The sequence below is a fragment of the Streptomyces sp. NPDC041713 genome, assembly GCF_055591085.1.
In genome coordinates this window covers 130,064-146,538 of record NZ_JBVIZY010000013.1, presented here as the reverse complement: position 1 = coordinate 146,538, position 16,475 = coordinate 130,064, and the positions used below count along the sequence as shown (strand labels likewise).

Genomic DNA, 16,475 nt, shown 5'->3' with positions numbered 1-16,475 from the left:
CCGAGCCGTCGGGTTCGGCGGGCTTCGGGTGTGCCGGGCTCCGGGTTTGACGCGTTCCCGGACGATGATCATTCTGGGGCGATGGCAGCGGAGCGGAGCACGGCGGACATCCTGGACGCGGCCGTCCAGGTCCGCGCGGCGGCCAGAAGCGTCACGAGCGGGGCGGCGGGCGTCGACACGGTCCTGGCGGCGCTGGCGGACGTGGTCGCGTACGACCACGCGTCGCTGGCCCGTTGGGACCCGGTGCGCGGGTGCCACATCACCCTCGCCGGGAGCTACCCGGACGACGCCACGGTCTACATCGAGACCCGTCTCCACGACGACCCGGTGTTCGCCGTGCTCCGCGGCCCGTCCCGGGGCGGCCTCTGGCTCGGGGACGTGCCGGGCCAACTGCTGGCGTCCTCACCGGGGTTCCGCGACGTCCTGTCCCCCCTCGGCATCGAGGACGGGGTGGCCCAGTGCCTGTTCGCCGCGGACGGCCGGTACGTGGGCATGCTGAACGTCAGCACCCGGCGGCCCCGGCGCACGCCCGACCCGGCACGCGCCGCGGTCACCCTGCTCACCGAGTCCCTCGCGGCGATCCTCGACTCCCGGACGGCCACGCCGTGCGGCGCGCCCTCCGGCAGGCTCTCGCCGCGGGAGCTCCAGGTCCTCGCCGAACTGACCACGGGCCGCACCAACCGGGAGATCGCCCAGCGCCTGTACGTCACGCCGCGCACCGTGGGGACCCACATCGAGCACATCCTCGCGAAACTCGACCTCCCCAACCGCGCGGCGGCGGCCGCCCGAGCGGCGGCATGGGGGATCGAGGCCTCCTCCTGACGGGTTGACGGGAGGGGACACGGCCTCCGCGGTAAAGGAACCTGACCGGTTCGCCCACCAGACGCAAGCCCCAATGTCAAGAGGAAGGAAAATAACTTCTAGGCACAACCAACTGGCCGGATTGAGATCCACATCACGGCGGCGAGCGGAGGAGTCTGATCCACGTTCGTCGAGAGATGCGTGCCGGAGGTGACCGTACCGGCAGGCCAGTCCCCCGAGGGGAGTCCGTGGCATGGGACGTGGCAGGGCGAAGGCGGAGCGGATCGCGGCGGATGCCGCCGAACGCCTTTTTGCCGCCGGGCAGTTGATGCAGCGGGCGCCGACCACGCCCGAGAACCGGGCGGTGTTCCGCACGGACCAGCGCGTCAACGACGAGCCGTACCGCGAACGCTGGGCGCACGACAAGGTGGTCCGCTCCACCCACGGGGTGAACTGCACCGGCTCGTGTTCCTGGCAGGTGTACGTCAAGGACGGGCTCATCACCTGGGAGACGCAGGCGACCGACTACCCCTCGGCGGGCGCCGACCGGCCGGACTACGAGCCCCGCGGCTGCCCGCGCGGGGCCTCGTTCTCCTGGTACACGTACTCGCCGACCCGGGTGCGCTACCCGCACGCGCGCGGCGTCCTCGTGGAGATGTTCCGCGACGCCAAGCGCCGTCTTGCCGGCGATCCCGTGGCCGCCTGGGCGGAGATCACCGGCGATCCGGAGAAGCGGCACCGCTACCAGTCGGCGCGCGGCAAGGGCGGTCTGGTCCGCATCGGCTGGGACGAGGCGCTGGAGATCGCGGCCGCCGCGCACGTGCACACCCTCAAGGAGTACGGCCCCGACCGCATCGCCGGCTTCTCGCCGATCCCCGCGATGTCGATGGCCTCGCACGCGGTGGGGGCGCGCTTCCACTCCCTGATCGGCGCCCCGATGCTGTCGTTCTACGACTGGTACGCGGACCTGCCGATCGCCTCACCGCAGGTCTTCGGCGACCAGACCGACGTGCCGGAGTCGGGTGACTGGTGGGACGCCGCGTATCTGATGCTGTGGGGTTCCAACGTGCCGGTGACGCGGACGCCGGACGCGCACTGGATGGCCGAGGCGCGCTACCGCGGCCAGAAGGTCGTCGTGGTCTCGCCGGACTACGCGGACGCCACGAAGTTCGCCGACGAGTGGCTGCACCCGCATCCGGGCACCGACGGCGCGCTCGCGATGGCCATGGGGCACGTGATCCTGCGGGAGTGCTTCGTGGACCGGCAGGTGCCGTACTTCACCGACTACGTCAAGCGCTTCACCGACCTGCCCTTCCTGGTGGGGCTAGACGAGCGCGGCACGGGCGACCGCACGCCCGGCGCGTTCGTCACCGCGCGCGACCTCGACCTGGCCAAGGAGGCCGCGGCCGAGTCGCGGCGCTGGATGCCCGTCCTCTACGACGCGCGGGCCGACCGGCCGACCGTCCCGAACGGCACCCTCGGCGACCGCTGGGGCAAGGTCGGCGAAGGACGCTGGAACCTCGACCTCGGGGACATCGACCCCCTGCTGACGCTGCACGGGCATGCGGGCGCGGAGGCCGTCGAGGTGGTGCTCCCCCGCTTCGACGAGGAGGGCGCGACGATCCGGCGCACGGTCCCGGCGCTGCGCGTCGAGGGGCGCCTCGTGACCACCGTCTTCGACCTGATGCTCGCTCAGTACAGCGTGGCGCGCGAGGGGTTGGGCGAGCAGCCGGTGGTCTCGTACGACGACGCCGCCACGCCCTGCACCCCCGCCTGGCAGGAGGCGGTCACCTCGGTCTCCGCGCAGGCGGTGGTGCGGGCGGCGCGGGAGTTCGCCCGGACCGCAGAGCAGACCCGGGGCCGCTGCATGATCGTGATGGGGGCCGGCACCAACCACTGGTTCCACTCGGACACCATCTACCGGTCGTTCCTCTCCCTGCTGCTGCTCACCGGGTGCCAGGGCGTCAACGGCGGCGGCTGGGCGCACTACGTGGGGCAGGAGAAGGTCCGCCCGTACGCGGGCTGGCAGCAGCTGGCCACCGCCTCGGACTGGGTGCGCCCGTCGCGGCAGATGGCCGGGACCCCGTACTGGTATCTGCACACCGACCAGTGGCACTACGAGAAGTTCACCGCGGACACCCTCGCCGCGCCCACCGCGCCCGGCGGCCTGGCGGGTCTGCACACCGCCGACCTGGTGTCCCGTTCGGTGCGCCAGGGCTGGATGCCCTCCTTCCCGACGTTCGGCGCCAACCCGCTGGACCTCGGGCGGCGCGTGCACGAGGCCGGCGCCGACCCGGCCGGCTGGGTGGCCGCCGAACGCGACGCGGGGAACCTGTCGTACGCCTGCGAGGACCCCGACGATCCGGTCAACTGGCCGCGGGTGCTCACCGTTTGGCGCGCCAATCTGATCGGCTCGTCCGCCAAGGGCAACGAGTTCTTCCTGCGGCACCTGCTGGGCGCCTCCGACAACGCGAGCGCCGAGGAGGCCGGGCCGGACCAGCGGCCGCGCGAGGTGACCTGGCGGGACGAGGCGCCGCGCGGGAAGATCGACCTGCTGACCTCACTCGACTTCCGCATGACGTCCACCGGCCTCTTCGCCGACCTGGTGCTGCCCGCGGCGACCTGGTACGAGAAGCACGACCTGTCCAGCACGGACATGCACCCCTATGTGCACGCCTTCTCCCCCGCGATCGACCCGCCCTGGCAGGCCCGCACCGACTTCGAGATCTTCCACGGCCTGGCCGCCGAGGTCAGCAGGCTCGCGCAGGGCCGCCTCGACGTGGCCCACGACCTGATCGCCACCCCGCTGCAGCACGACACCCCCGGCGAGGCACCGCCCGACGGCCCCACCGGGCCGCAGTTCACCCTGGTGGAGCGGGACTACACCGCCATCGGCGACAAGATCGCCGCCCTCGGTCCGCTCACCGGCGAGGAGGGCATCACGGTCAAGGGCGTGACCGTGCAGCCGCAGCAGGAGATCGACTGGCTGGCGGGCCGCTGCGGCACGGCCGTCCGCGCACCGGTGCGCGGCCGCCCGCTCCTCGACACGGACGTCAAGATGTGCGAGGCCATCCTCGCGCTGTCCGGCACCACCAACGGCCGGCTCGCCGCCGAGGGGTTCGAGCGGCTCGCCGAGCGGTGCGGCGCCGACACCGGGCTCGGCGAGCTCGCGGCGTCGGTGGCCGAGCGGCGCGTCACGTTCTCCGACACCCAGGCACGGCCCGTGCAGGTCGGCGCGAGCTTCGAGTGGTCGGGCAAGGAAGGCCCGGAGCGCCGCTACGCCCCGTTCACCATCAACACCGAGCACTTCAAGCCCTGGCACACCCTGACCGGCCGGCAGCACTTCTATCTCGACCACCCGTGGATCGCCGAGTACGGCGAACAACTCCCGGTCTACCGGCCGCCCTTGGACCTCGCGGAGCTCGGTGAGCAGCCGAAGGGCGACGGCGCGGGCGGGCGTTCGGTGACGGTGCGCTATCTGACGCCGCACTCGAAGTGGTCGATCCACTCCGAGTACCAGGAGAACCTCCTGATGCAGACGCTGGCCCGGGGCGGTCCGGTCATCTGGATCGGCGTGGCCGACGCCGAGGCGATCGGCGTCGCGGACAACGACTGGATCGAGGCGCAGAACAACAACGGCGTGGTCGTGGCCCGCGCCGTCGTCTCGCACCGCATGCCGCCCGGCACGGTGTTCATGTACCACGTCCAGGAACGTCTGGTGAACGTGCCGAAGTCCGAGGCGACCGGTCGGCGCGGCGGCGTGCACAACGCCCTGACCAAGCTCCTGATCAAGCCGACCCATCTGATCGGCGGCCACGCCCAGCTCAGCTTCGCCCCCAACTACTACGGCCCGACGGGCAACCAGCGCGACGCGGTCACCGTCATCCGGCGCCGCACCCAGGAGGTCCAGTACTGATGCCCCGCGACGGAGCCCCGATCGGGCGCGTGATGGCGCAAGTGGCGATGGTGATGAACCTCGACAAGTGCATCGGCTGTCACACCTGCTCGGTCACCTGCAAGCAGACCTGGACCAACCGGTCGGGCACCGAGTACGTGTGGTTCAACAACGTCGAGACCCGGCCCGGCCAGGGCTACCCCCGCGGCTACGAGGACCAGGACAAGTGGCGCGGCGGCTGGCAGCTCAAGAACGGCCGTCTGGTGCCGCGCAGCGGAGGCCGCGCCCGCCGGCTGGCGCGGCTGTTCGCCAACCCCGAACTGCCCTCGCTCCAGGACTACTACGAGCCCTGGACGTACGACTACGAGACCCTCATCTCGGCGCCGCTCGGCGACGACGTGCCCACCGCGCGGCCCCGCTCCCAGGTCGACGGCGAGCCCACCGCGGTGACCTGGGGGCCCAACTGGGACGACGACCTGGGCGGCGGGCCCGAGCACATCGCCGGCGACCCGATGCTGAAGAAGATGAACGAGCAGGTGCGCCTGGAGTACGAGCAGGCGTTCATGTTCTATCTGCCGCGGATCTGCGAGCACTGCCTCAACCCGTCGTGCGTCGCGGTGTGTCCGTCCGGTGCCCTGTACAAGCGGATCGAGGACGGCATCGTCCTCGTCGACCAGGACCGGTGCCGCGGCTGGCGGATGTGCGTGAGCGGCTGCCCGTACAAGAAGGTCTACTTCAACCACCGGTCGGGCAAGGCCGAGAAGTGCACGTTCTGCTACCCGCGCGTCGAGGCGGGCCAGCCGACGGTGTGCTCGGAGACCTGCGTGGGGCGGCTGCGCTATCTGGGCGTGATCCTCTACGACGCGGACAGGGTCGGCGAGGCCGCCGCCACGGAGAACGAACAGGACCTCTACCAGGCCCAGTTGGACTGCTTCCTCGATCCGAACGACCCGGAGGTGGCGCGGGCCGCCGAGGCGGCCGGCATCCCGCACGACTGGGTGACCGCCGCCCGGCGCTCCCCCGTGCACGCCCTGATCAGCACGTACAAGGTGGCTCTCCCGCTGCACCCGGAGTACCGCACCATGCCCATGGTCTGGTACGTCCCGCCGCTGTCGCCTGTCGTGGAGTCCCTGACCGCCACCGGGCACGACGGCGAGGACCCGGCCAAGCTCTTCGCGGCCATCGACTCGCTGCGCATCCCCGTCGGCTACCTCGCGGAGCTCTTCACCGCGGGCGATCCCGCCCCGGTCGAGGCGGCGCTGTGCCGGCTCGCCGCGATGCGCTCCCACATGCGGCGCGTCAACCTCGGCGAGGAGCAGGATCCCGCCATCGCCGGCGCCGTCGGCATGAGCGCCGACGAGATCGAGGGCATGTACCGGCTGCTCGCCCTCGCCAAGTACGACGAGCGCTATGTCATCCCCACCAGTTACACCGCCGAGCTCCCCGCGGACGATCTGGACGCCGGCTGCAGCCTGGAGGGCGACGGCGGGCCCGGCATGTACGACGCGGACACCTTCCACGCCACCCCGGCCCCCGGGCGGGAGCCGGAGCACGCGGGGACGTCGCTGCGCGACCGGGTCAACCTCCTGAACTGGAACGGCCGGGGCCGCCCCGACGGCCTCTTCCCGAGCGCCGAGGGCGGCGCCCGGTGAGCCGCGCCGTCGTCCACCAGGCCGCGTCGCTGCTGCTCGGCTACCCCGACCTGGGCTGGCCCGACCGGCTGCGCACCGTACGCACGGCGCTGGAGCCGGTGCCGGGCGCCGACATCCGCCTCCTGCGGCGCTTCATCACCCAGGTCGAGGAGACGGCCCCGCTCACCCTCGCCGCCCGGTACGTCGCCACCTTCGACCGCAGCCGTCGGCGCTGCCTGTATCTGACGTACTACACCGACGGCGACACCCGCAGGCGCGGCCCGGCGCTCGCCGGACTCAAGGCCCTGTACCGCGAGCACGGCTGGCAGGCGCCCGAGGACGAGCTGCCCGACTTCCTGCCCCTGATGCTGGAGTTCGCCGCCCGCGTCCCGGACGCCGGGGCGCGGCTGCTCACCGAGCACCGGCCCGCACTCGAACTGCTCCGCTTCGGTCTCGCGGCACACCACAGCCCGTACGCCGACGTCGTCGAGGCGGTCTGCCACACCCTGCCGGGGCCCGGCCCGGCCACCCGCGAGGCGGCCCAGCGTCTTGCCCGCACCGGGCCGCCCGCGGAGTCGGTCGGACTCGTCACGCTCCCCGTCCCCCGGCTCCGTACCGTTCCCGACGCTCCGCACGCCCAGGAGACCTCCCGGTGAACCATCTGCACATCGCCCTGTGGGGCGTGCTGCCCTATCTCGTCCTCGCCGTCCTGATCATGGGCACGGCCTGGCGCTACCGCTACGACCGCTTCGGCTTCACCACCCGATCCAGCCAGCTGCACGAGCACCGGCTGCTGAGCATCGGCGGCCCGCTGTTCCACTACGGGCTCCTCTTCGTGGTGGCCGGGCACGTCATCGGACTCCTGGTGCCCGAGTCGCTCACCGAGAGCCTGCACGTCCACGAGTGGCTGTACCACGCCAACGCGCTGCTCGTCGGCGGCACGGCGGGCCTGGCCACCCTGGCCGGCCTGGTCGTCCTGCTGTACCGGCGGGCGCGGGTGCCGGCCGTGCGGGCCGGGACCAGCCGCAGCGACCGCGTGGTCTACCCGGTCCTGGTCTGTGTGATCCTCGCCGGTCTCACCGCGACCGCCACCACGCTGCGACCGCACTCCTACGACTACCGGCTCGGCGTCTCGGTGTGGTTCCGCTCGCTGTTCGCCCTCGATCCCGACGTCACGGCCATGGCCGACGCGCCGCTCGCCTACCAGGTTCACGCTGTGCTCGGCATGACGCTGTTCGCCCTGTGGCCGTTCAGCCGCCTCGTACACGCCTTCACCGCGCCCGTCGCCTATCTCGCCCGCCCCTACGTCGTCTACCGCTCCCGCGGCGTCCCGGCCGCGCGCCGGGCGGCGGTGGCGGGCGGCGGCTCGGGGCTGCGTACGGGGCGAGTCGGTGGCCGAGGAGTCGGCCGAGGTGGTGGTCGAGGCGGGACGGGTCGCGGCCGGTGAGGGACGTCCGCCGGGGGTTACCCCTACCCGCCGCGGTCCCACGGCCCGCAGGAAGTCTCCGCCTGCTTGCTCCATGGCCCGGTGAATCATGGCCGAGCAAGCTGAACACGTACGGGATCCCGGAGCAGAAGGAAGCGTTCGTGTTCAGCCAGGAAGACCAGAAGGACCAGAAGCAGCAGAAGGAACAGTCCGAGTCCGGCGTGCCGCCGGTGCGCCGTCGGACGGCGCGTGCCGCCGCCGTCGCGGGACTCGCCGCCGCGGTCTGCGCCACGCTTATGACCGGTAGTTCCGGAGCGATCGTCAACGGCCATGATTCCACCGGGAGTTACCCCTTCATGGCGACGATCCCGGAGTCGGCGCCGGAGCAGGGGCTGTACGACGGGACCTGCGGCGGGTCCCTCGTCGACCGGCAATGGGTGCTGACCGCGGCCCACTGTGTACGGGGTGACGGACTCCAACTGGACGGCACCGTACGGGTCGGCAGCGACCGGCGGAAGTCCGGCGGCACGGTCCGGGCCATCGACGAGGTCGTCGTCCACCCCGGTTACGTGAACGGTGACGGGAAGGCCGCCAACAAGGACGACATCGCGCTGATCCGTCTCGCCCACCCGGTCCCCGAGAAGCCCGTCCGGATCGCGGAACGGGCCGGGCGGCCGGGCACTCCGACCCGGCTCCTGGGCTTCGGCACCACGGACGACACCGCGCTGACATTCCCTGACCGGCTGCAGGAGTTGGACAGCCGCCGGGGCGCCCGCTCCGAGTGCGCGCCGGGCTACGCGGACCGCACCAGGCTGTGCACGATCAGCCGCACGCCCGATGCCATGGCATGCTTCGGGGACTCCGGCGGACCGCAGTTGCGCAGGGGCCGCGGCGGGCGGTGGGAACTCGTCGGCGTCACGTCGGGGCCCGGCGCCCCGGACGTGGCGTGTTCGCGGGGGCCGGGCCTCTACACCAGCGCTCCCGCGTACGCGGGCTGGATCAGGCGGACCGTGGAAGGGGGCGGTCGCGTCACCGGCCGTTCGGCAGGATGACCGCGCGGCCGTGGACGCGGCCCGCGTGCAGGTCCTCGTACGCGCGGGGCGCGTCGTCGAGTTCGTACGTCTCCACGTGGACGTCGAGCACCCCGGACCTGGCCAGGTCGAGGACCTCGATCAGCTCGGCCCTGCTGCCCCAGTACGGGGAGCGGACCGCGGCGTCGTACGGGGTCGTGCCGAAGCCGACGGCGACGGCTCCGCCCCCGATGCCGACGATGCTGACGTCCGACTCGACCGCGGCGCAGGCGATCGCCGTGGCCGCGGTCGGCGGCGCCCCGACGAAGTCGAACACCGCCTGGGCGCCGAGCCCGCCGGTCAGTTCGCGGACCCGGTCCGCCGCCGCCGGGTCGGACAGGACGGCCTCGTGGGCGCCGACCTCGCGGGCGAGGCGCAGCTTCTCCTCGGTGACGTCGAGGGCGATCACCCGTGCCGGGGTCAGCGCGCGGAGCAGCTGGATGGCGACGTGCCCGAGGCCGCCGGTGCCGATGACCACGGCGGTGCTGCCGGGGGTCAGCTTGGGCAGCGACGTGCGGATCGCGTGGTACGGCGTGAGGCCCGCGTCGGTCAGCGGCACGGCGGTCACCGGGTCGAGGCCGCCGAGCGGTACGAGGTGGCGCGGATCGTCGACGAGCAGGTACTCGGCGATGGCGCCGGGCGCCCCGAGCCCGGGCGGGCGGATGCCCAGCTCGGCGGCGCGGGTGCAGTAGTTCTCCTTGCCCTGTGCGCACATCAGGCAGGCGCCACAGCCCCACGGCCCGTACACGGCCACGGAGTCGCCGAGCGCGAGTCCGGTGACGCCCTCGCCCAGCGCGGCGACGGTGCCGGCGCCCTCGTGGCCGAGGGTGAGCGGCAGCGGGAAGCCCAGTGTCTCGTCCGGTTGGCTCATCACAGCGATGTCGGAGTGGCAGACACCGGCGGCGGTGACCTTCAGGAGCACCTGGCCGGGGCCCGGGGCGGGGCGCGGGACGGTGACCACCTCCGGGGCGGCGCCGGCCCCGCGGTACTGGAGGGCCTTCATCTGGGCGGGCAGGCCCGCGAGTTCGCGCGCCGGGTCGGTGGGTTGGTGTTGTCCTGACATCGGGGGTGCCTCTTCGGTTCCTGTGTTCCTGTGTTTCTGTGTTTCTGTGTTTCTGTTGCTTTGCCTTGTCGATGGGGAGACTCAGCGGGCCGCGTAGCCGCCGTCGACCAGGTGGTAGCTGCCGTTGATGAACGAGGCGCGGTCCGACAGCAGGAACAGCGTGAGTTCGGCGACCTCGTCGGCGGTGCCCAGACGCCCCTGCGGGTGGAGTGCGATCAGCGCGTCGCGCTGCGTCGCGTCCCCCTTGAGCAGCGGGGTGTCGATGAAGCCGGGGGCGACGGCGTTGACGCGCACGCCGCGGGCCGCGTACTCCACGGCGGCGGTCTTGGTCAGGCCGACGACCGCGTGCTTGGCGGCGGAGTACGCGACGGAACCCGCGAAGCCGTTGGTGCCGAGGATCGAGGACATGTTGACGACCGCGCCGCCGCCCGCGGCGAGGAGCTGCGGCAGCTCGTACCGGAGGGAGTAGAAGACGCCGTTGAGGTTGGTGTCGATCACGCGCTGCCAGTCCTCGACCGCGTACGCGCCGGTCGGGGCGGACGCACCGGCGATGCCGGCGTTGTTGACGGCCAGGTGGAGGCCGCCGAAGGTCGCGACGGTGAACTCGACGGCGTGGCGCACCGATTCGGGTTCGGTGACGTCGACGCGGACGGCGGCGGCGCGGCCGCCGGCCTCGGTGAGCGTCCGGGCGACGTCCTGCGCGCCCTGCTCGTTGAAGTCGGCCACGACGACGGCCGCGCCCGCCTCGGCGAGCCGGCGTGCGACCTCCAGGCCGATGCCGGACGCGGCGCCGGTGACGAGGGCGGTCTTCCCGGCGAACTCCGCGGTGGCGGGCGAGGTCGTGCCGGTGTGGTTGGGGGTGCTGTTGCTCATGGTCGTGCCTGGTTTCACGTGATGGTGGGTGTCTTACTGGTGGAGGTCGTTCCCGTGGTCGGGTGCGGGGTCCGGGGTGCGGGCTCGGCGGCCAGCGCCGCGAACGCCTCGTCGATGAGCTGTGGGAGCGCGCGCCGCCCGCCGGGGGCGATCCAGAACCGCACGGCGGTCCCGAACGCCCCGACCGCCAGCGAGACGGCGAGCGCGGGGCGCAGGTCGTTCTCGGCGTCCAGGCCGAGCCGGCACGCGACGATCGCCACCGATTCGGTCTCCGCCTCGTCCTGCACCCGCAGATAGGCGGGCAGCAGCGACGGCTCCTCGTGGAGCAGTCGCAGCAGGTCACCCGTGCGGGGCAGGCGGTGCCAGGCGGTCGGTTCGTCGTCGAGCCAGCTCCGCAGGGCCCGGTAGTAGGCCGTGAGCGGACTCTCCTCGGCGGGGCGTCCGGCGAGCGCCGCGTTGATCCGCGCGAAGTCGGCGCGCAGCGCGTCGACCACGGCGTCCTCCTTGCCGGAGAAGTAGCGCGAGAAGGTGCGGCGCGAGACGTCGGCGCGTTCGCTGATCGTCTCGACGGTGACCTGGTCGAGGCCGTGCGCGAGAACCAGGTCCACGGCGGCGTTCGCCATGGCCTCCCGACTCTCCTGGACCTTGCGGGTGCGGCGGCCCTCGTTGCGGCTCATGTCTCCGACGGTACTCCTGAACTGTCCCAGTGGGACAGTTGACCCAGTGAGACAGAACACACTCCCGGCGCAGGCCGAGCCCTGCACCTGGCCCTGTCCCGCGGCACCGGGGCACTGATCCTCGTGCGTCTCACGCCGGAAGCCCCGCCCGCCTTTGCAGCTACGGCGCCGACGGCGGGGTACAGCTGCAATTCGAAGTGTCGATGGATCGTGGGTCGAGGTCCGTGTGGCGCAGGACTTGCCTTCTTCGGGCTGGTTACCCTCGCCTGTTCTTGCGTGCGATCACGGCGGCCAGGTACCCGAAGACCAGTATTGCCGCGATTATGAGCACCCAGCCCGGAAGATTCTCCTGGGCGACGCGGACTCAGAGACGTACGGATGGAGGACAATGTTGAAGACACGGACCCTGATGTGGCTGTTCGCGGGCGTTTCTCTCGTACTGGGCATTCTTCTTCTGGTCGGTCCCGGAAGTAAGTCGTCCAGCACGTATTTCACCAGCGGCACCATGGCCGTCCTCGCGGTGGCCAACGCCCTGGGAGCGATGCGAGGTGACGGTAGGCGCGATCGCTCCTAAGTCGCGTCGTCGAGTGGGTGCCCCGTACGGACCGGGGTCCCGGTGAGTCCCCAGGGGAGCAGGGGCGTGCCATGGTGGGAGGCCCGGCTGGTCCGGACCAGACTCCTTCGAGGGCCCCGCGGCCCGTCGACCGGACCCGCCTCCGTCCTCCGATGAGGAGTGTGCGCATGCGCGGCTCGACGGTCCTTCCGGGTCAGGGGAACAACGGCGAGCCGGGTGAGGACGGCATGCCCACCCACCGACTGCAGGTGCCGATGCCCAATGCCCTGCCGTTCGCCATCGGCACGTTCGACACCATCGGGCCCATGTCGCGGGCGCCGTTCCCGCACCGGCACACCTTTCACGAGATCGTCCACGTGACCGGCGGCACCGGCGGGCACGTGGTCGACCTGAGCCGGTTCGCGTTGCGGCCGCCGCACCTCTGCTTCATCGCGCCCGGCCAGGTCCACCACTGGGAGGGCGTCACGGGTCTTGAGGGGCGGGTCATCCTCTTCACCGACGACTTCCTCGTCGACCACCCGGCCGACCGGTGCGTCTTACGGACGCTCGCCCGCCGCTCCTGGCTGGACCTGACCGATGACGCGGCGCGGGACACCGCGCGTCTGATCGCCGATCTCGACGCCGAGTACCGGGAGGGGGCCGCCGGATTCCAGAGCGTCCTGCGGGCCCTGCTGCACATCCTGGTGGTGCGGTCGGCCCGGCTCCCCCCGCCCCGTCCGGCGGCGTCCGCGCCCCCGCCCCCTGTCCACGACCGCATACCCCCCGCACCGCACTCCCGGCCCGGCTCCGTGGCCTCGGAGTTCGAGACGCTGCTGGGCGCTCCGGCGGGCGCCGTGCGGTCGGTGCGGGCGTGCGCCGAACAGTTGGGCGTCTCGGTGAGTTATCTCAGCGAGGCGGTGAAGGCCGCGACCGGCCGTACGCCCGGTGAGCTCATCCGGCAGGCACGGGTGCACGAGGCCAAACGACTGCTGCTGCGCACGGAGTTGTCGGTACGTCAGGTCGCGCAGCGGGTCGGGTTCGACGACCCGGCGTACTTCTGCCGCTTCTTCCGCCGCGAGACCGGCGCGAGCCCCGGGGACTTCCGTCGGGGCGTCGGCGATATTCACCACGACCACCGGCTTGAGTCCATCGCCGGGCCCGACTCCCCCGCATAGCTTCATAGCCGATCCGGAACCCACCCCACCCCTTGGACTCCAGGAGGAGCGATGGACCACGAGACCGGCACCCCCAAGACCGGCACCCCCGCGGGAGACGACCCCACCCCCACCAGGGACACCACCCCCGGCCCGGCCGTCAACGGCGACCGGGGCCCGAGCCGCAAGACCGTCCTGCGGGCCGCCGCGGCGATGGGCATGGCCGTGCCCGTGTCCCTCATGGGCGTGCCCGCGCTCGCCCGGACCGCCGGTGAGCGCGGCGAGGCGCCGGCGACCACCCCGACCTGCGACGACGGGGACGACCCGACGATCCCACAGATGGAAGGCCCCTACTTCAAGCCCAACTCCCCGCAGCGCACCTCGCTCGTCCAGCCCGGCACACCGGGCGTGCGGCTCACGGTCACGGGGTACGTCTTCGGGCTCGCCTGCAGGCCGATATCCCGGGTCCTGCTGGACTTCTGGCAGGCGGACACCTACGGAACGTACGACAACACGGGCTTCCGTTTCCGCGGTCACCAATTCACCGACACCAACGGCGCGTTCAAGCTCACCACGATCGTGCCCGGCCTCTACCCGGGCCGCACCCGCCACCTGCACGTCAAGGTGCAGGCGCCGGGCCGCCCGATCCTCACCACGCAGCTGTACTTCCCCGGCGAACCGCGCAACAACACGGACCCGATCTTCGACGCCCGGCTGCTCATGAACGTACGGAGCGTCGGCAACGCGAAGGAGGCGGACTTCGACTTCGTCCTGAACGTGCCGCAGTAGTCGACGCGGCACGCGCCCCGAGCCGTTTCCTGAGCCCGCGTCAGGGCAATCGGGAACACATGAATCAAGACGGGGCACCACTGGCCGCATCCGGCGGCAACAGCGCGGTTCTCATCCCGATCCTGGTCTTCGTGCTCGCCATGGCGCTGGTCCAGGTCGTACGCCCGCAGTTGCTCTGGAGGATGAACAGGAACCTCCAGCGGGGCTGGGTGAAGGATCCCGACGCGACCGAGCCCACCGGCAAGGGCTACGCCGTGCAGCGGGTGACGGGCGTGCTCGTCCTGGCGCTCGCCACCTGGATGCTGGTCCAGCAGATCTGACGGGGGAGGCTGTCATGAGAGAACGTGCCGGAACCCGCGAACCGCCCGCATGGGCACAGCCCGGCAGCCGCTGGGGGCCACGGGTGTACTGGCCCCTGCTCTGCGTGAGTGTCGGCCTGCTGGTGTGGCGGATCGTCGACGGTGACAGCGTCGCCCGCATCGCTGTGTCCGCCGTGCTGGTCCTCGCGGCGGTCGTCCTGCTGGTGGCCAACCACCGGAAACGGCGCGACGAGCCGGGCGGGCGCGAGGGGTCCGGCTGATCCCCGGGCCTGCGAGCCTCTGAGCCTCCGGGTCCCGGGGCCCGCCCGTGCCCGGCGCGGCCGACGGTCAGGCCAGTACCACCCGCACCGTCTTGCCACCCCGGTGCGCCCCCACGACCTCCAGTCGATGGGCGAGTTCCCGGACCATCGTCAGGCCGCGTCCGCCCTCCCGGTCCACACTCGGCTTCTGGAAGCAGGGGCGCTCGGGGCTGGCGTCGGTGACCGCGACGGTCACCCGGGCCCCCGAGACCTCCACGCTCAGCCGGCAGCCGCCGTCGGCGTGCCGCACGGCGTTGGACACGAGCTCGGAGACGACGAGCGTGGCGTCGTCCACGCGGTCGGCGTCCACCTCGGTCTTGCGGCGCCTGGATCCGACGAGGAACCCGGAGGCCAGCCTCCGTGCCCGGCTCGCCGACGCGAGCTCCTGCGGCAGCGCGTACTCCACCCGTTCCGTCGGCCGATGGGCGCGCTGGTGCGCACGCATGGCTCACTCCCCTCCCTGAGACAGACCGGCGTCCACCCGCGATCACTGTCGCCACCGGGGTCGCCGCATGTGGTGCGCGACCGGTCCTGCCCCACGGTGATGCCCCCGCAGGCTGATCGGCAATCCCGTTCACCTCGGCTTCCCTTGCCACGCATTGCCCCCGACGTCGAGACTGAGCGGTCATCCGTCGGCACCGGCGTCGAAGGCGCCGGTCCCGCCCCCTCCACGCCGGAAGGCCACTGCGCATGAATCCGACGCCCCGCCCCTTCAAGGACTACCAGGACGAGATCTACCTCGACGGGCTGCGCGGCGTCGTCCCCCAATACCCCATGGTGTACGAGGAGTTGGCGGCCCGCGCCGAGGCCGCGATGCCGCCTTCCGTGGTCTCGTACGTCGCCGGCGGCGCGGGCGACGAGCACACGCAGCGCGCCAACGTCGCCGCGTTCGAGCGCTGGGGGCTCGTCCCGCGCATGTTCGTCGGCGCCGCGCAGCGCGACCTGTCCGTCGATCTGTTCGGCATGACGCTGCCCTCGCCGCTGTTCATGGCGCCGATAGGCGTCCTCGGCATCTGCGCGCAGGACGGGCACGGTGACCTGGCGACCGCGCGGGCGGCCGCGCGGACCGGCGTCCCGATGATCGCCTCTACCCTCTCCGCCGACCCGATGGAGGACGTCGCCGCCGAGCTCGGCGAGACACCCGGCTTCTTCCAGCTGTACACGCCGACCGACCGCGAGCTCGCCGAGAGCCTGGTGCACCGGGCGGAGAAGTCCGGGTTCAAGGCGATCGTCGTCACCCTGGACACCTGGATCACCGGGTGGCGCCCGCGCGACCTGAGCACGTCGAACTTCCCCCAGCTGCGCGGCCACTGCCTGGCCAACTACACGAGCGACCCGGTCTTCCGCGCCCAGCTCGGCGCGGACCCGGCGCAGGACCCGCAGTCCGCCGTGCTCAAGTGGGTCCAGGTCTTCGGCAACCCGCTCACCTGGGACGACCTGCCGTGGCTGCGGTCGCTCACCACCCTGCCGCTGATCGTGAAGGGCCTGTGCCACCCCGAGGACGTCCGCCGGGCCAGGGACGGCGGCGTGGACGGCGTCTACTGCTCCAACCACGGCGGCCGCCAGGCCAACGGCGGACTCCCCGCGCTCGACGTACTCCCCTCGGTCGTCGAGGCCGCCGACGGGCTGCCGGTCCTCTTCGACTCGGGGGTGCGCAGCGGCGCGGACGTGGTCAAGGCGGTCGCCCTCGGTGCCACCGCGGTCGGGGTCGGCCGCCCGTACGCGTACGGCCTCGGCATCGGCGGGGCCGACGGCGTCACGCACGTACTGCGCTCGCTCCTCGCCGAGGCCGATCTGCTGATGGCCGTCGACGGCTATCCGACCCTCGCGGACCTCACACCGGAGGCGCTGCGGCGCGTGGGATGAGCCCGGCCAACGGCTCCCGATAGACACCTCCACGTTTCGTGTGAGACATTGTTGTCTC

At 72.0% G+C, this 16,475-nt stretch carries 14 protein-coding genes and 1 pseudogene; 11 read left to right on the top strand and 4 right to left on the bottom strand.

Features of this window, described 5'->3' with window-relative positions:
* The first annotated feature begins 81 nt into the window (after positions 1 to 81).
* The 6 genes from ACZ6CV_RS31220 (at position 82) to ACZ6CV_RS31195 (ending at position 8,805) form a co-directional block, all read left to right on the top strand.
* Positions 82 to 822, top strand: a complete 741-nt coding sequence (locus tag ACZ6CV_RS31220) for a helix-turn-helix transcriptional regulator (protein WP_469254420.1) — start codon at positions 82 to 84, stop codon at positions 820 to 822.
* 232 nt (positions 823 to 1,054) lie between these two features.
* Positions 1,055 to 4,717, top strand: coding sequence for a nitrate reductase subunit alpha (locus ACZ6CV_RS31215; RefSeq protein ID WP_469254418.1), 3,663 nt, complete (start codon positions 1,055 to 1,057; stop codon positions 4,715 to 4,717).
* Positions 4,717 to 6,348 (top strand): nitrate reductase subunit beta, encoded by a 1,632-nt coding sequence (gene narH, locus ACZ6CV_RS31210; RefSeq protein WP_469254416.1) that lies wholly within the window; start codon positions 4,717 to 4,719, stop codon positions 6,346 to 6,348. Before ACZ6CV_RS31215 ends, narH begins: the two co-directional genes overlap by 1 nt.
* Positions 6,345 to 6,983 carry a nitrate reductase molybdenum cofactor assembly chaperone gene (gene narJ / locus ACZ6CV_RS31205; RefSeq protein ID WP_469254414.1) on the top strand — a complete coding sequence of 213 codons (639 nt, stop codon included), beginning with the start codon at positions 6,345 to 6,347 and terminating at the stop codon, positions 6,981 to 6,983. Before narH ends, narJ begins: the two co-directional genes overlap by 4 nt.
* Positions 6,980 to 7,774 carry a respiratory nitrate reductase subunit gamma gene (narI, locus tag ACZ6CV_RS31200; RefSeq protein WP_469254412.1) on the top strand — a complete coding sequence of 265 codons (795 nt, stop codon included), beginning with the start codon at positions 6,980 to 6,982 and terminating at the stop codon, positions 7,772 to 7,774. Before narJ ends, narI begins: the two co-directional genes overlap by 4 nt.
* Before the next feature lie 140 nt (positions 7,775 to 7,914).
* A complete protein-coding gene (locus ACZ6CV_RS31195; RefSeq protein ID WP_469254410.1) occupies positions 7,915 to 8,805 on the top strand; it encodes a S1 family peptidase in 891 nt (296 codons plus the stop codon).
* Here ACZ6CV_RS31195 and ACZ6CV_RS31190 read toward each other — a convergent pair.
* From ACZ6CV_RS31190 to ACZ6CV_RS31180, 3 genes are all read right to left on the bottom strand, one after another.
* A complete protein-coding gene (locus tag ACZ6CV_RS31190) occupies positions 8,783 to 9,826 on the bottom strand; it encodes an NAD(P)-dependent alcohol dehydrogenase (protein ID WP_469254502.1) in 1,044 nt (347 codons plus the stop codon). The two genes, ACZ6CV_RS31195 and ACZ6CV_RS31190, sit on opposite strands and share 23 nt — an antisense overlap.
* A gap of 141 nt (positions 9,827 to 9,967) precedes the next feature.
* A complete protein-coding gene (locus tag ACZ6CV_RS31185; protein WP_469254408.1) occupies positions 9,968 to 10,759 on the bottom strand; it encodes an SDR family NAD(P)-dependent oxidoreductase in 792 nt (263 codons plus the stop codon).
* Positions 10,760 to 10,773: 14 nt separating this feature from the next.
* Complete coding sequence (locus tag ACZ6CV_RS31180) at positions 10,774 to 11,436, bottom strand: TetR/AcrR family transcriptional regulator (protein ID WP_469254382.1); 663 nt, start codon at positions 11,434 to 11,436, stop codon at positions 10,774 to 10,776.
* A gap of 741 nt (positions 11,437 to 12,177) precedes the next feature.
* Between ACZ6CV_RS31180 and ACZ6CV_RS31175 the strand changes: the two genes are divergently transcribed.
* From ACZ6CV_RS31175 to ACZ6CV_RS31160, 4 genes and pseudogenes are all read left to right on the top strand, one after another.
* Positions 12,178 to 13,164, top strand: coding sequence for a helix-turn-helix transcriptional regulator (locus tag ACZ6CV_RS31175; protein WP_469254372.1), 987 nt, complete (start codon positions 12,178 to 12,180; stop codon positions 13,162 to 13,164).
* Between the two features lie 51 nt (positions 13,165 to 13,215).
* Positions 13,216 to 13,929, top strand: a pseudogene (locus tag ACZ6CV_RS31170) (dioxygenase family protein); the annotation flags it as partial.
* Positions 13,930 to 13,991: 62 nt separating this feature from the next.
* On the top strand, positions 13,992 to 14,252 hold the full coding sequence (locus ACZ6CV_RS31165; RefSeq protein ID WP_469254370.1) for a DUF6199 family natural product biosynthesis protein: 261 nt from the start codon (positions 13,992 to 13,994) through the stop codon (positions 14,250 to 14,252).
* 14 nt (positions 14,253 to 14,266) lie between these two features.
* Positions 14,267 to 14,512, top strand: coding sequence for a hypothetical protein (locus ACZ6CV_RS31160; protein WP_469254368.1), 246 nt, complete (start codon positions 14,267 to 14,269; stop codon positions 14,510 to 14,512).
* A 67-nt stretch (positions 14,513 to 14,579) separates the two neighbouring features.
* Here the strand turns inward: ACZ6CV_RS31160 and ACZ6CV_RS31155 are convergent, their stop codons facing one another.
* Positions 14,580 to 14,996 (bottom strand): ATP-binding protein, encoded by a 417-nt coding sequence (locus ACZ6CV_RS31155; protein WP_362370418.1) that lies wholly within the window; start codon positions 14,994 to 14,996, stop codon positions 14,580 to 14,582.
* Positions 14,997 to 15,241: 245 nt separating this feature from the next.
* Here ACZ6CV_RS31155 and ACZ6CV_RS31150 point away from each other — a divergent pair, with 245 nt between their 5' ends.
* Positions 15,242 to 16,417, top strand: a complete 1,176-nt coding sequence (locus ACZ6CV_RS31150) for an alpha-hydroxy-acid oxidizing protein (protein WP_469254367.1) — start codon at positions 15,242 to 15,244, stop codon at positions 16,415 to 16,417.
* The last annotated feature ends 58 nt before the right edge of the window (positions 16,418 to 16,475 follow it).